The sequence below is a fragment of the Nocardia jejuensis NBRC 103114 genome (assembly GCF_001613145.1).
In the GTDB taxonomy this organism is placed as follows: Bacteria; Actinomycetota; Actinomycetes; order Mycobacteriales; family Mycobacteriaceae; genus Nocardia; species Nocardia jejuensis.
The window spans coordinates 1-14,601 of record NZ_BDBU01000024.1 but is presented as its reverse complement, the minus strand read 5'-3'; the positions used below and the strand labels follow the sequence as shown (position 1 = coordinate 14,601).

General features: G+C 68.4%; 11 protein-coding genes. 8 read left to right on the top strand and 3 right to left on the bottom strand.

The window, feature by feature from the left end:
- The first annotated feature begins 285 nt into the window (after nucleotides 1-285).
- From NJ1_RS19175 to NJ1_RS19150, 6 genes are all read left to right on the top strand, one after another.
- Nucleotides 286-1,053 (top strand): GntR family transcriptional regulator, encoded by a 768-nt coding sequence (locus NJ1_RS19175; RefSeq protein ID WP_067696148.1) that lies wholly within the window; start codon nucleotides 286-288, stop codon nucleotides 1,051-1,053.
- Nucleotides 1,054-1,281, top strand: coding sequence for a 4Fe-4S dicluster domain-containing protein (locus tag NJ1_RS19170; protein WP_067696144.1), 228 nt, complete (start codon nucleotides 1,054-1,056; stop codon nucleotides 1,279-1,281). It abuts the gene before it with no gap.
- 88 nt (nucleotides 1,282-1,369) lie between these two features.
- Nucleotides 1,370-2,887 (top strand): ABC transporter substrate-binding protein, encoded by a 1,518-nt coding sequence (locus NJ1_RS19165; RefSeq protein WP_084478504.1) that lies wholly within the window; start codon nucleotides 1,370-1,372, stop codon nucleotides 2,885-2,887.
- Between the two features lie 49 nt (nucleotides 2,888-2,936).
- Entirely contained in the window at nucleotides 2,937-3,809 is an 873-nt protein-coding gene (locus NJ1_RS19160) for an ABC transporter permease (protein WP_084478503.1), read from the top strand.
- Entirely contained in the window at nucleotides 3,806-4,561 is a 756-nt protein-coding gene (locus NJ1_RS19155; protein WP_067696141.1) for an ABC transporter ATP-binding protein, read from the top strand. The genes NJ1_RS19160 and NJ1_RS19155 overlap by 4 nt, the downstream gene beginning before the upstream one ends.
- 122 nt (nucleotides 4,562-4,683) lie before the next feature.
- The gene (locus tag NJ1_RS19150; protein WP_067696138.1) at nucleotides 4,684-7,386 is read left to right on the top strand and encodes a fumarate reductase/succinate dehydrogenase flavoprotein subunit; all 2,703 of its coding nucleotides are present in this window, start codon (nucleotides 4,684-4,686) and stop codon (nucleotides 7,384-7,386) included.
- Between the two features lie 166 nt (nucleotides 7,387-7,552).
- Here the strand turns inward: NJ1_RS19150 and NJ1_RS19145 are convergent, their stop codons facing one another.
- A complete protein-coding gene (locus NJ1_RS19145) occupies nucleotides 7,553-9,148 on the bottom strand; it encodes a DUF2207 family protein (RefSeq protein ID WP_067696135.1) in 1,596 nt (531 codons plus the stop codon).
- A 77-nt stretch (nucleotides 9,149-9,225) separates the two neighbouring features.
- Between NJ1_RS19145 and NJ1_RS19140 the strand changes: the two genes are divergently transcribed.
- Nucleotides 9,226-10,494 (top strand): neutral zinc metallopeptidase, encoded by a 1,269-nt coding sequence (locus NJ1_RS19140; protein ID WP_245717464.1) that lies wholly within the window; start codon nucleotides 9,226-9,228, stop codon nucleotides 10,492-10,494.
- 142 nt (nucleotides 10,495-10,636) lie between these two features.
- Here NJ1_RS19140 and NJ1_RS19135 read toward each other — a convergent pair whose 3' ends face one another.
- The gene (locus tag NJ1_RS19135) at nucleotides 10,637-11,929 is read right to left on the bottom strand and encodes an ammonium transporter (protein WP_067696131.1); all 1,293 of its coding nucleotides are present in this window, start codon (nucleotides 11,927-11,929) and stop codon (nucleotides 10,637-10,639) included.
- A gap of 165 nt (nucleotides 11,930-12,094) precedes the next feature.
- The gene (locus NJ1_RS19130) at nucleotides 12,095-12,928 is read right to left on the bottom strand and encodes a hypothetical protein (protein ID WP_067696126.1); all 834 of its coding nucleotides are present in this window, start codon (nucleotides 12,926-12,928) and stop codon (nucleotides 12,095-12,097) included.
- A 416-nt stretch (nucleotides 12,929-13,344) separates the two neighbouring features.
- Between NJ1_RS19130 and NJ1_RS19125 the strand changes: the two genes are divergently transcribed.
- A partial coding sequence (locus tag NJ1_RS19125) for a DNA polymerase III subunit gamma and tau (protein ID WP_157574089.1) occupies nucleotides 13,345-14,601 on the top strand: 1,257 nt, incomplete at its 3' end.

The following is a 14,601-nucleotide window of genomic DNA, read 5'->3' as shown; positions in this document are numbered from 1 at the left end:
GATCGACGCCACGACTTCCTCCCACATCTCGAGAAAAGTTCGCCGCGTTCCACACCACTCCTGGACCTGGCCGAGCACACGCATTCCGATCAGCGTGATTTCAAGGCCCAGGTGAGCGGCCCGGGTGGCGCAATAGCCCGGAACCACGCCATATCGGCAGGCCGTGTGATCGGGGGACCGGCGCATATCCTCACCGCCCGGTCCCGGGCGCGGGTGAGCTCGGACCTGGTATCGGCCGCCGAACTACATTGTGAAGCCGCAGGTCAATGGCGGAAAGGAGATGAGATGACGCCGGAACCGATACCGCCGCGCACCCCGATTCGCCGGGCCGATCGAGCCCGCCAGGTGGCGGATGTATTGCGCCAGCAGATTCACGCCGAGGCATTCGAGGGGTCGCTGCCGTCGGAACAGGAACTGTCCGCCGACTTCAGTGTGTCGCGGAACACGGTTCGCGACGCCCTCGCGCTCCTGAAGGACGAGGGGCTGATCGAACGCGCCCCCAAGGTCGGCACCCATGTGGCCCGCCGCAAATACGACCACGGCCTGGACGCCCTGCTCGGGCTGAAGGAGACCCTGCGCGGGCACGGCGAGGTACACAACGAGGTGCGGGCCGCGACGTGGGTCGTCCCGCCGCCGGCCGTCGCGCGCAAGCTGCGCCTGGAACCCGGGCAGCAGGCCGTCTACATCGAGCGGCTGCGCTACTTCGGCGATCTCCCGCTGAGCCTGGACCTGACCTACCTGGTACCGGACATCGGCGAGCAGGTGATCACCCGGGATCTGGAATCCAACGATGTGTTCGCCCTCATCGAGCAGATCAGCGGCGGCCCGCTCGGCTCGGCCGATCTCGCCCTGGAGGCGATCACCGCCGACGCCCATTCGGCCGCGACCCTGCTCATGCCCGAGGGCGGCGCACTACTGCTGCTCGAACGACTCACCAAGCTCGAGGACGGCCGCCCGGTCGACCTCGAATACATCCGGATGCGCGGCGACCGGATCACCATGCGCGGCAGCCTCACCAGGCCGCCGGAGAACACCGATTGGAGGCTGATCTGAATGGCCCTGGTCAATCAGCGCACCGATGTGCCGGTAACCATCGACGAATCACTCTGTATCCAAGGCTGCACGCTGTGCGTGGAGATCTGCCCGCTCGACTCGCTGGCGATCAACCCCGAGAACGGCAAGGCGTTCATGCACGTGGACGAGTGCTGGTACTGCGGGCCCTGCGCCGCCCGCTGCCCCACCGGTGCGGTCACGGTCAACATGCCGTTCCTGCTCCGCTGAAAACCGTTCTCCGCAACGCACGTTTCGTCGCACCCCTGTCTCCACGCACGACTGCACGGGCCGCTCGGCTCGAAACTCGAGGATTCTGATGAAGTACCGCCATGCCCGCAGCGCTCCGCGCCGTGGCTCCAGCGCCCCGCGCCGTGGCTCCAGCGCCCCGCGCGGAAGCCGGGTCACCACTCGTATCGTGCGGGTCGCGGCGACGGCCGTCGCCGCCGCGCTCGCCCTGACCGTGTCCTCCTGCTCGCTGGAGAGCACCGCGAGCGGTGACACCGTCAAGGTCGTCATCGGCTACCAGTCCAAGACCATCAACACCGTCACGGCCGGAACCCTGTTGAAGGCCAAGGGATTCCTCGAACAGCGCCTGGACGCCCTGAGCAAGAACGGCGGCACCAAGTACCAGGTGGAGTGGCAGGACTACGACACCGGCGCGCCGATCACCGCGCAGATGGTGGCGGAGAAGATCGACATCGGTTCGATGGGCGATTACCCGCTGCTCATCAACGGCTCCCGCACCCAGGCCAACGAGCGCTCGCAGACCGAACTGGTCTCCATCACCGGGTACAACCCCAAGGGCGCGCTGAACATGGTCGTGGTCGCGCCGAATTCCCCGGCGCAGTCCATCAAGGACCTTGCGGGACAGAAGGTCTCGGCGAGCGTAGGGTCGGCCGGGCACGGTACGCTGGTGCAGGCGCTGACCCGGGCCGGGATCGATCCCAAGTCCGGTGTCGAGGTGCTCAATCAGCAGCCTCAGATCGGTTCCTCTGCTTTGGAATCGGGTCAGGTGGCCGCGCTGTCGCAGTTCGTGGCCTGGCCCGGACTGCTGGTGTTCCAGAACAAGGCCAAGCTGCTGTACGACGGTGCGGAACTGAACGTTCCGACCTTCCACGGAGTGGTAGCGCGGCGTGACTACGCGAAGCAGCATCCGGAGGTGCTGAATGCCTTTGTGCAAGCCCAGCTCGACGCGACCGATTTCATCCACAAGCAGCCCTTGGAAGCGGCAAAGATCGTCGCGGACAACTCCGGGCTGGCCCAGGAGGTCGTGTACCTGTACAACGGGCCGGGCGGCACCTCCTTCGACGCCACTCTGAAGCCGAGCCTGATCTCCGCGTTCAAAGACGATGTGGCGTACCTGAAGTCGATCGGCGACTTCGCGGATCTCGATATCGACAAGTTCGTCGACCCGACCGTGCTGAAGCAGGTCTACCGGGACCGCGGCCTGAACTATGACGCCGAGTCGGCGAACGCCGCGAACCCCGCGCCGCTCACCGGCACCGACGCCCTCACCAACCAGCCGGTGAACAATCCGGCGCTGGCGAGCGAGATCTGGTTCGCGGGTCAGGATGCCACCCAGGCCGCCGCCGACCCCACCAGCCTGCTGCGCGCGATCAAACAGGCTCGCGCGCAAGGCAAGACGGTCCGGGTCGCGTACGTCCCGGACGCCGAACTGGGCACCCGCTGGTTCGCCGACAAGGCCCTGTGGGTCCGGGACGGCGAGACCTACCTGCCCTTCACGACCTCCGCGGCCGCGCAGCGCTACCTCGCCGGACACCCGTCCGGCGTGAACGTCTCGTACGAGCAGGCCGTCAGCGAGGTCCGGCAGTGAGCGCGCGATCGGCGAGGGAGCGCGCACAGAGCCCCCGGGGAGCCGGAAGATGAGTACCACCGCCGTGATTCGATCGGCCGACATCGTCGATCGCCCGGCCGAGCAGACCGTGGCGAAGGCCCGGGGCTCGCGAGCCCGGCTCGTGGTGTGGCGCTCCCGAGTGATCCGCACGGCCTCGGTACTCGCGGCGATCGGGGCCTGGCAGTTCTTGACCGCCAACAATATTCGGCTGTGGGTGCGATTCGACACGCTGCCGACCGTGACCGAGATCGTGCGAGCGTTCCGGCATCAGCTCGGCACCGACGCGTTCTACCTGGACCTCGGACAGTCGCTGATCCGGATCCTCACCGGTTTCGGCCTGGCGGCGGTGTTCGGCGTGAGTATCGGTGTGGCGCTGGGACGTTCACGCTGGTTCTCCGACATCCTGGGCCCGCTCACCGAGCTGGCGCGGCCGGTTCCGGCCATCGCCATCGTGCCGGTGGCGATCCTGATGTTCCCCGATGACGAGGCCGGGATCGTGTTCATCACCTTCGTGGCCGCGTTCTTCCCGGTCATGGTGTCCACGCGCCATGCGGTCAAGGCGCTGCCGACCATCTGGGAGGATTCGGTGCGCACCCTCGGCGGCAGCCGCTGGGACGTGCTGCGCCAGGTGGTGCTGCCGGGCAGCCTGCCCGGCGTGTTCAGCGGATTGTCGGTCGGCATCGGTGTGGCCTGGATCTGCGTCATCTCCGCCGAGATGATCTCCGGCCGGCTCGGTGTCGGCTATCGCACCTGGCAGGCGTACACGATCGTGGACTACCCCGGCGTCTTCGTCGGCATCATCACCATCGGCGTGCTCGGCTACCTCACCTCGGCCGCCGTCGAACTGATCGGCCGCCGGGTCACCCACTGGCTGCCGCGAGTGCAGGAGGTCGTGAAATGACCGGTACCGGAATGAGTCTGGCGCTGAACGACATCCACCTCTCCTACGGCGGCGCGCCGGTGATCGCCGATCTGTCGCTGACCGTGCGGCCCGGCGAGATCCTGGTGCTGACCGGACCGTCCGGGTGCGGCAAGTCCACCGTGCTGCGCGCCCTGGCCGGACTGCTGAGGCCGGACGGGGGGAGCGTACTGGCCGACGACACGGCGGTGACCGGGACGAACCGGGACCGCGCGGTCGTCTTCCAGGACAACGCGCTGCTGCCGTGGCGTACCGTGCGCTCGAACATCGAACTGGCGCTGAAGCTGCGAGGTGAACCTCGGTCCGGCCGACGCCAGGTGGCCGAGCGGTGGATCGAGGAGATCGGCCTCACCGGTTTCGGCGACTACCTACCCAAGAGCCTCTCGGGCGGCATGCGACAGCGCGTGCAGCTGGCGCGCGGACTGGCGGGCGCACCCCGCGCGGTCCTGATGGACGAGCCGTTCGGCGCGCTGGACACCCAGACGCGCAACACCATGCAGCGCCTGCTCATCGAGACCTGGCGAACCCATCCCACCACCGTCGTGTTCGTCACCCACGATGTGGACGAGGCGCTGCTGCTCGGGGATCGGGTCGCCGTGCTCGGCCGGGCGGGCGAACCATTGCGAGCCCTGCTCGACGTGGCGCAGCCGCGCGAGGTGGGTGTGGAGCGTTCCGCACTGCGGGCCGAGATCATCACGGCCCTGGATCATTCGGGCGATCTCGCCACCCTGTAGCGAGTGCGCCGCCCCGGGCGGCCCGCGCCGTCCGCCCTGTCGCTCCAGCGGCGTGCGAAGCCCTGCCGCCGCGCCCCGGAGCCCGTCCCCAGTGAACTTCTAGACCGAATGTTGGTGTGCTGATGGAGATTCCCGATCTGGCCGAGACCACCCGTCTCGACTGCGACGTGCTGGTCATCGGCGGTGGCACCGCGGGCACCATGGCCGCGCTCACCGCCGCCGAGCAGGGCGCGAACGTGATCCTGATGGAGAAGGCGCACGTGCGGCACTCCGGCGCGCTGGCCATGGGCATGGACGGTGTGAACAACGCCGTCATTCCCGGCAAGGCCGAGCCCGAGGACTACGTCGCCGAGATCACCCGCGCCAACGACGGAATCGTCAACCAGCGCACCATCTATCAGACCGCCACCCGCGGCTTCGCCATGGTGCAGCGGCTCGAGCGCTACGGCGTGAAGTTCGAGAAGGACGCGTACGGTGAGTACGCCGTGCGGCGCGTGCACCGCTCCGGCTCGTACGTGCTGCCCATGCCCGAGGGCAAGGACGTCAAGAAGGCGCTCTATCGCGTCCTGCGCCAGCGCACCATGCGCGAGCGCATCCGGATCGAGAACCGGTTGATGCCGGTGCGGGTGCTCACCGAGAACGGCCGCGCCGTGGGGGCCGCCGCATTGAACACGCGCACAGGCGAATTCGTCGCCGTCGCGGCCAAGGCCGTGATTCTGGCGACCGGCCCGGCCGGGCGGCTCGGATTGCCCGCGTCCGGATATCTGTACGGCACCTACGAGAATCCCACCAACGCGGGCGACGGGTACGCCATGGCGTACCACGCGGGGGCGGAACTCTCGGGCATCGAATGCTTCCAGATCAACCCGCTCATCAAGGATTACAACGGTCCGGCCTGCGCCTATGTCGCCAATCCGTTCGGCGGCTATCAGGTCAACGCGCTCGGTGAGCGCTTCGTCGACTCCGACTACTGGTCCGGCGCGATGATGTCGGAGGTGAAGCGGGAGATCGAATCCGCGCGCGGCCCCATCTATCTCAAGGTCTCACACCTGCCGACCGAGACCCTCGACGCGCTCGAGGGCATTCTGCACACCACCGAGCGCCCCACACGAGGCACCTTCCACGCCAATCGCGGTCACGACTACCGCAGCCACGACATCGAGATGCACATCTCCGAAATCGGTTTGTGCAGCGGACATTCCGCGTCCGGCGTCTGGGTGGACGAGAACGCCCGCACCACCGTCCCCGGCCTGTACGCCGCCGGTGACCTGGCCTGCGTGCCGCACAACTACATGATCGGCGCGTTCGTCTACGGCGACCTGGCCGGTGCGCACGCCGCCGGCACCCTCGCGGACGTCCCGGCTCCGGCCGAGCTGCCCGCCGATCAGCTGGCCGACGCACACGAACTGATCTACCGCCCGCTGCGCAATCCGGACGGCCCGCCGCAGCAGCAGGTCGAATACAAACTCCGCCGCTTCGTGAACGACTATGTGGCGCCGCCCAAGACGGCCACCAAGCTGTCCCTCGCCATCGAGACCTTCGACCGGATGGCCGAGGAGATCGCCGGTATGGGCGCGCTCACCCCGCACGAACTCATGCGCTGCGCCGAGGTCACCTTCATTCGCGACTGCGCCGAAATGGCCTCGCGCTCCTCGCTCACCCGCACCGAATCCCGCTGGGGGCTCTACCACGAGCGCGCCGATCTGCCCGAGCGCGACGACGTCGAATGGCGCTACCACCTGAACCTGCGCAAGGGCGAGGCCGGGGAGATGGAGTTCCTCAAGCGCCCCGTCGCGCCGTATTTCGTGCCGGTGCCCGGACTCGACGATCTGCCCTCGGCCGATGACACCGTCATTCCGGTCCAGCAGCCCGCGCTGGTCGGCACCCCGCCGAACCTGGGCGGGGACGTGCAGTCCCACGGTGTCACGACGGTGGACGCCACACCGAAACAGACTGTCGCCCCGCGCATCGCGCTGCTGCTGAGCCTGGATTCGCCCGGCGCCGACGAACTCGCCTCGTTCCTGGAGGATCCCGATCCCCAGGTCAGGGCGACCGCGATCGCCGTGCTCACCGAGGGCACCCCCGACGGTTTCGACGACAGCCTGATCGCCGCGCTCGGGGACGCCGCCATCGAGGTGCGGGCCGCCGCGGTGAGCGGACTGCGTGAGCTGGTCGAAATCCTGCCCGCCGCGAACGGTCTCGCGGCGCACGCGGACTCACCGGACCCGGTCGTGCGCGCCGCGGTCGTCGACCTGTTGCGCGCGCTGCGCACGGGCACCTCCGAACTGTTCACCAGGGCGGCCCTCGATTCCGATCACCGGGTCCGCATCGAGGCCGTGAGCGCACTGGTGTCCCTGGATGAGTGGGCCACGCTCACCGTCTCGGCGCACGACGACAACCGCGAGGTTCGCATCGCCGCCGCGCGCGGCCTGGCCACCATCGGTCTCGGCGGGGTGGACGCCGTGCGCACCCTCACCGCCGACCGTGACCCGCTGGTGCGCGCCGCCGCCCTCACCGCCCTCGCCCGACTCGGCACCCCCGACGATGTGGCGACACTGGCCGCCGCGCTGAAGGATTCGGCCTGGCAGATCCGCGAGGGCGCGGCGCGCGGGCTGCCCGCGGTGGGTCCGGACCTGGCCGCCGAACCGCTGACCACCGCCCTGGCCGATGTCCATCCGGACATTCGCAAGGCCGCGGTCCTGACCCTGAGCACCTGGCCCGAATCCGAATCCGCGCGCCGAGCCCTGCAATCGGCCCTGGACGACTCCGATGCCGACGTGCGCGCCTACGCCCGCCGCGGCCTGGCGGTCCACGCCGGAGCCTGATCATCCGTGCGGCCGGGTCGGCTGGGCGCCACACCTGCCGGTCGGTGTGGGCGCTGGGCACGTCCCGGCGGCCGCCGCTGTTCGGTGCATTGCCTTCGGTAAGCCATTGCCGCTCAGCGCTGTTCGAGGTGCGGCCGTGTGGGAACGTCGGCCCCCGTGTCACCGATCAGTTCGAGGTCGTGAACAAGCCTTCCAGCGCGGTGATGAAGTAGGGGAAGTGGGCGGCGAAGCGGTGCAGGTTGCGGTCGCCGTCGAAGCCGCCGAACCAGTAGACCCCCGGCTGGCCGTCGTCGGTGGGATCCAGGTCGCGGAAGGTGCGGACCCACTGATCGGTCTTGCGGCCCGCCACCATGAACGGGAGGCCCCGGGAGAACACCATCTCCTGATCCGGAGCCGGAAGTCGCTGCGGCACCACCGCGTCCAAACCGCGCTGCATCGCCTGGATCCGTCCGGTCAGTTCGCGGCCGAGTGCGGTGCGGGACGGCAGATAGCGCGGCAGGAACAGCGCCGCGACACCACCGAGCGCGATCGCCACCCCGACCAGGGCATGGCGCTGCGCGCCGAAGGCCAGGCCCGCCAGCACGCCGCCGCCGATCACGATGAGCGCCACACCCAGCCAGAACTCGTAACCCCGCCGGGTGCGGTCGACGAAGGTGCCGTGCTCGACGGAATCGTCGATCAGCGCCTTGCGCACCGCGCTCGCGGGCACCCGGCCGCGCAGCTCGGACAGCAGCACCGACTCCTTGCCCTCGGGCAGGATCGCCGCGTACACCGCTCGCTCGTAGGCGGTCAGATGCTCGTCCGGGGGGTTGACCGGTGAGATCCGCCAGTCCGATCCGTCCACGACGGTCACCCAGATGTAGCTGCGCACAGCCAGATCCACCACCGTGGCGGCCAGATCGTTGGGATCCACGTAGCCGTCGAGCAGCAGCCCGGCGGTACCGGGCAGGATGCCGTCCGGCGAGGTGAAGTGCACCCGGTTCCCGTCGGGGACGATCGGATCGAGCACCTCGGAACTCTCGGGCGCGGTGCGGCGGCCCCAGAACACGTACGCCGCCGCCGCGATCAAGCCCGCCAGCAGGATCCCGAAGGCCGCCAGCACAGTTCCGGTGATCGAGAAGGCGCCCGGCGCGTTGTCGTCCAGGATGTCGGCATTGGATTTCACCGTGCCCGGCGGCACCTGCAGCGTCACGTCGATGACGTCACCCTTGCGCAGATCGGTCTTGGCCAGGTGCGCGATGCCGTCGGGCTCGACCCGGATATCCGCGCAGTCCTGCGGCTTTCCGGGCGGCCCGATGGTGCACTTGGTCACGCCCATCCGGAAATCGGGACTCGTCACATTGACGTCGATGGAGGCCACATCGGTGTTCAAGACGCCGGTCCAGTGGAAGACCTGCGCTCCGCTCGCATCGGTGACGGTGTTGTGCACCGTGTACTCGAAGGTCGCCACGCCCTCCCGGGCGTCGACGGTGAACAGGTCATCGGAGATTGTCGCGTCACCGTCACCGGTTGCCTTCACGTCGCTGACCCGGAAGTTTCGCTCCACGCCCTCGGAAACCTGGACGCGAAGGGGCAGCACCTGCCGGAATTGGCTCCCCGCAGGCACTTCCACGGTTTCCACGACTCGCAGCAGACCGTCGTCGCCGAGATTCACATCCGCGGTGATCCGCACACCCTCGGACTGTGCGTGTGCTGCCGGCGCGGCTACACCCGCCAAGGCGAGTAGCAGCGCCACGAGGGCGCCCCCCCGAAAAATCTGCATGGAAGGCTACTTTAGACAGCTTGCTATTCTTCCTCAGCGGCTGTCGGCAAACGCTAAGGAACGAGGGGGTGCGGGGGATGACTCGCCCACCGTCCGGAAACGGACCGATTCCCCCGGGCGGACGCCCGCCCCATCCGGGTCAGCGGCCGGTCCCGCCGCCACCACCCGGATACGGCCAGCGCCCCGGATATCCGCAGCAGCCCGGACCCGGCCAATCCGGATACCCCCAGCAACAACCCGGTCGGCAACCGGCTCCCGGTTACGGCCGTCCGCCCGGATACGGCCAGCCGTCCGGATATCCGCAGCAGCCGGGACAGGCGCCGCGCCAGGGTTTCCCGCCGCCCGCCTACGGCCAGCAGCCCGGATACCGTGCCTCCGGCCAGGTTCCGCGGCAACCGGCCTACCGCCCGCCCATGCCGCCGCCGCCCGCGTACGCGCAGGCAGGCGCGCCACCGCCGGTGCGCCCGGCGCCGCCGCGCCGGGGCCGCTGGGCCTCGATCCTGGTCATCCTCATCCTGGTGATCTCCACGTTCCTGGTGCGCGCCGCGGTCCGAACCGGCTTGAACGCCTTCGGTTCCGGTGATTCGGTGCAGACCACCTACGCGCCCACACCCGGTGGCGAGAGCGCGGGAGTCGCTGCGACCGTGGACAATCCGCTCCTGGCGGGTGAAGACCTCACCCTGGTGCCCGCGAACTGCAAGTACACGCCGTGGAGCACCGAGGTCGGCACCGCCCGCACATTCTTCGAGACCGCCGCCACGTGTCTCTCGAACGCGTGGAAGCCGGTCTTCGACGAGATCAACCTGCCGTTCGAGGCGCCCAAGGTGAACGTCTCCGCCGACACCAACGGCATCACCACCCTGTGCACCGGCAACAGCTCGAACTTCGCCGCGTTCTACTGCTCCGCGGACCAGACCATCTACATGCCGATCAGCCAGCTGCAGACGGACCTGTTCAAGAACGACTGGGTCGTCTACCTGTCGGTGTTCGCGCACGAGTACGGGCACCACGTCCAGGCCCAGTCCGGCATCCTCGGCAAGGTGCACCAGCAGCGCCGGGACGCGGGCACCCGCTCGGACACCGGCCTGGAACTCTCGCGCCGAACCGAGCTGCAGGCCAACTGTTTCGACGGCATGTACCTGGCTTCCTCCAAGGGCGGCGGTGCGCTCACCACCGCTCAGATCGGCGTCGCGCGCACCGATTCCTATCATCGCGGCGACTCGGCGGGCGACATGCGCGACCACGGCACCTCTCAGAACGGCGGAGCCTGGTTCGAACTCGGTTTCGACAAGAACCGCACGGCCCAGTGCAATACCTTCTCGGCCTCGGGCAAACAGGTCAGCTGACCCGCCCCCGCTGCCATGCCGTGGGTCCGCGACATTCTCGAAAAGCATCAGGACCGGGGCGGATTGCCCCGGGCCTGATGGCTTTTCGTGCGGATGACCCCTGCGGATGACCTCTGCTGATGACTCCGAAGAGCCGGGTAACTCAGTGCTTGAAGGGCGACTTGTTGTGCGGCGAATGTCCGCTCACGCCTTCGGCGTACGCGGTCTCCGCGTGCAGCGCGAAGTCGATGCCGCCGACCTCTTCCTCACGGCTGATCCGGAATCCGATCAGCGCGTCGATCAGCTTGCCCAGCAGGAACGACACGACGAACGCGAAGGCCGCCACCGCGAGCACGCCCACCGCCTGCTTGCCCAGCTGACTCGGCCCGCCGCCGAAGAACAGGCCCCGCGCGCCACCGGTCATGACCTCGCTGGCGAGCAGTCCGATCAGCAGCGTGCCCACGATGCCGCCCATGAAGTGCACGCCGACGACGTCGAGCGAATCGTCGAAGCCGCCCTTGAACTTCCAGCTCACGGCGAACGAACACACCACGCCCGCAACCAGACCCACGACCAGCGCGCCGAGGGTGGTCACCGAACCGCAGGAGGGCGTGATCGCGACCAGACCGGCCACCGCGCCCGAGGCCGCGCCGAAGGTGGTGGGGCGGCCGTCGCGGATCTGCTCGACGACGAGCCAGCCCAGCATGCCCAGGCAGCCCGCGATCAGTGTGTTCAGGAAGACCGCGGAGGCGATTCCGTCCGCCTTCAGCGCCGAGCCGGCATTGAATCCGAACCAGCCGAACCACAGCAGACCCGCGCCGAGCAGCACGAACGGAAGATTGTGCGGACGCATGGCGTCCACCTTGAATCCGACGCGCGGACCGAGCACCAGCGCCAGCGCCAGTGCCGAAGCGCCCGAGGCGATCTCGACGACCAGGCCACCCGCGTAATCCAGTGTGCCGAAACCGGCCAGCCAGCCGTCCGGCGTCCACACCCAGTGCGCGATCGGTGCGTACACCAGCAGCGCCCACACCGGAACGAAGATCATCCACGCCGAGAACTTGGCGCGATCGGCGATGGCGCCGGACACCAGGGCCACGGTCAGGATCGCGAAGGTCAGCTGGAAGGTGATGTACAGCAGCTCCGGCACACCGGTGTTGGCGGCCGTGTCGGTCACGTGCACGGTCGTCGGATCGATGCCCGACAGGCCGATATGCCCGAGATTGCCGATGATGCCGCCGCCCGCGTCATCGCCGAAGGCGAGGCTGTAGCCGAAGACCACCCAGGCCACCGTCACCAGCGGAATCGAGATGAAGCTCATCATCAGCATGTTCAGCACGCCGCTGGAGCGGACCATGCCGCCGTAGAAGATCGCCAAGCCCGGCGTCATGAGCAGCACCATGGCCGTGGCCGCGAGCAGCCAGGCCGTGGCGGCCGGGTCGATGGTCGGATTCATCGGTAACTCCTTCCGCGCGCAGAAGTCTGATGACTAATTCGCGTTGCGTGGAAGTTACCGAATCCTCACGTTTCGGCGCTGTTACAAAAATGAGGACTTGGATACGTGTCTGTAACAGCGCAGACCTGCGCTTACCCCGCTCGGGGAGCGGATGAGCGCGGCACGTCAGGCGCGGGCGGTTCGGTTTTTACGGGTCAGAGCGCGCAAGCCGCGCGGACCGGGCATCGGCAGGCCGTCCTCGGTGGCCGTCCATTCGGCGGTGCTGAGCCACTGCTGCTGCGCCCGGGCGTCGGCTGTGTCGTTGAACACTCGGCGGCCGCGGTCGTCGCGCAGCTCGAACGCCATCACCGACCAGCGCGGCGGACGCCCGTGCTCGGCCAGTTGATCGCGCAGGTATGCCGTGACCAGTACGCCCAGCGTGTTCACCGGACGCAGCGACACCCGGTTTCCGTACCGTGCGGCATGGAAACGCCTTCCGGCACACAGGGATCGGGGAGTCGCGTTGTAGGCGATCCAGCCGGCGCGCTGCGCCCTCTCGATCAACCACAGATGCTTGATCGCGGACGGCGGGATGTCGCCGACGCGATCGCGGATCAGCGCGATGACGGGTTCGGAGAGCAGAATGTCGCGGCGTGTGGGCCCGGTGCCGTGCGCCGACCAGTACATATCGGTCTGCTGGGCCAGGACCCGGCCGAAATCCTCGACGCTGCGCTGGGCGCGGCGGCCCAGGCGTTCGATGCGTTCGGCCTCGGCGCGCATGTCGTTCTGCACGATGAGGGTTTCGATGGCTGCCAGGGTCGGCACCTGACCGCGCTGCAGCAATTCCAGGATCGCGGCAGCGGTGGCGGGGTCGGCAGCGGCTGACACCGGTAGCGAATCTCGCTTGATGTCGTAGTCCTGCGGATTGATGGCGCGACTGAGCAATCCGACTGCGGCGGAATCGCCGGCGAACTCCGTGCTCATGAGCCAGGCTGCGGCGATGTCGTCATACGACGGCACTTGGGCGTCCTAAGGGAGATTGGGTTGGTTGTGCCCCGGTCGGGATGAGGGACCGGCCGGGGCCACCAACCTGATGAAGGTTTGGCTACCGAAGTTGCCGATGTCCACGGTAGCCAAACGATTGCGATCTTGCCGCATCGCTTGACTGGATCGTTATGTCCGGTCTGCGCAGTTGAAACCGAACGCGCATCAGCAAATGGGGATCGTGCGTAGACGTGGCATCCGGCAATGTCGGACCCTATCCCGCGCTGAGAATTTGCTCGGCCTCCTTCGCCCACCCCGGTTCCGCGCTGCGCCGAGCCGGAGGGCGAACGGTTTGTATGTGACTTGGCTCACATATGACTTCGGGGCGTCGGGACGCGGCCCGGTCGGAGGAGGCGCGCAGGGATGTCGGGCAGTCCCGGTACCCTTCTGCCGTGGCTCTGTACCGGAAGTACCGACCGGCAACGTTCGCTGAAGTGGTGGGGCAGGAGCACGTCACCGATCCCCTGAGCATCGCTCTCGACACCGGGCGGATCAATCACGCGTACCTGTTCTCCGGCCCGCGCGGATGCGGCAAGACCTCCTCCGCGCGGATTCTCGCGCGCTCGCTGAACTGCGTCGAGGGCCCGACCTCCACGCCGTGCGGGGTCTGCTCGTCGTGTGTCGCTCTCGGCCCCGGCGGGTCCGGCAACCTCGACGTCATCGAACTCGACGCCGCGAGCCACGGTGGCGTCGACGACACCCGCGAACTACGCGACCGCGCCTTCTACGCCCCCGCCGAGTCCCGCTATCGCATCTTCATCGTCGACGAGGCGCACATGGTGACGACCGCGGGCTTCAATGCCCTGCTGAAGATCGTGGAGGAGCCGCCCGCTCACCTGATCTTCGTGTTCGCCACCACGGAACCGGAGAAGGTCCTGCCGACCATCCGCTCCCGCACGCATCACTACCCGTTCCGGCTGCTGCCGCCCGCCACCATGCGCGGGCTGCTCGGCAAGATCTGCGAGCAGGAGCACGTCGCGGTCGAGGAATCGGTGTACCCGCTGGTCATTCGCGCGGGTGGCGGCTCGCCTCGTGACAGCCTCAGCGTGCTGGACCAGCTGCTCGCGGGTGCGGGCGACGAGGGTGTCACCTACCCCCGCGCGGTCTCGCTGCTCGGGGTCACCGATGTGGCCCTGATCGACGACGCCGTCGATGCCCTCGCGGCCTCCGACGGCGCGGCCCTGTTCGGCACCATCGACCGCGTCGTGGAGGCCGGGCACGACCCGCGTCGTTTCGCCACCGATCTGCTCGAACGGCTGCGCGATCTGATCCTCATGCGCGCCGTTCCCGATGCGGTCGAACGCAATCTGGTCACCGGCCCCGGCGACATCCTCGACCGGATGCGCGACCAAGCCGCCCGCCTCGGCCCCGCCACCCTGGCCCGGCACGCCGAACTCCTGCACGAGGGCCTCGGCGATATGCGCGGTGCGACGGCGCCCCGCCTCCTGCTCGAGGTCATCGCCGCCCGCATGCTCCTGCCCGCCGTCTCCGACGCCGAGACCGCCACGCTGCAGCGCCTCGAAACCCTCGAGCGCCGAGTGGCGAGCGGTCCGCTCCCGTCTGCCGCCCCCGGCGCCGCGTCCACCCAATCCGGTTCGGCCCCAGCGCCTTCGGCTCCGGCTCAGCCCGCCGCGCCTGTCGCCGGTGGG

Coding starts and splice junctions, on each gene's coding strand:
- NJ1_RS19175 (WP_067696148.1), top strand. CDS start 286: ATGACGCCGGAACCGATACCGCCGCGCACCCCGATTCGCCGGGCCGAT.
- NJ1_RS19170 (WP_067696144.1), top strand. CDS start 1,054: ATGGCCCTGGTCAATCAGCGCACCGATGTGCCGGTAACCATCGACGAA.
- NJ1_RS19165 (WP_084478504.1), top strand. CDS start 1,370: ATGAAGTACCGCCATGCCCGCAGCGCTCCGCGCCGTGGCTCCAGCGCC.
- NJ1_RS19160 (WP_084478503.1), top strand. CDS start 2,937: ATGAGTACCACCGCCGTGATTCGATCGGCCGACATCGTCGATCGCCCG.
- NJ1_RS19155 (WP_067696141.1), top strand. CDS start 3,806: ATGACCGGTACCGGAATGAGTCTGGCGCTGAACGACATCCACCTCTCC.
- NJ1_RS19150 (WP_067696138.1), top strand. CDS start 4,684: ATGGAGATTCCCGATCTGGCCGAGACCACCCGTCTCGACTGCGACGTG.
- NJ1_RS19145 (WP_067696135.1), bottom strand. CDS start 9,148: ATGCAGATTTTTCGGGGGGGCGCCCTCGTGGCGCTGCTACTCGCCTTG.
- NJ1_RS19140 (WP_245717464.1), top strand. CDS start 9,226: ATGACTCGCCCACCGTCCGGAAACGGACCGATTCCCCCGGGCGGACGC.
- NJ1_RS19135 (WP_067696131.1), bottom strand. CDS start 11,929: ATGAATCCGACCATCGACCCGGCCGCCACGGCCTGGCTGCTCGCGGCC.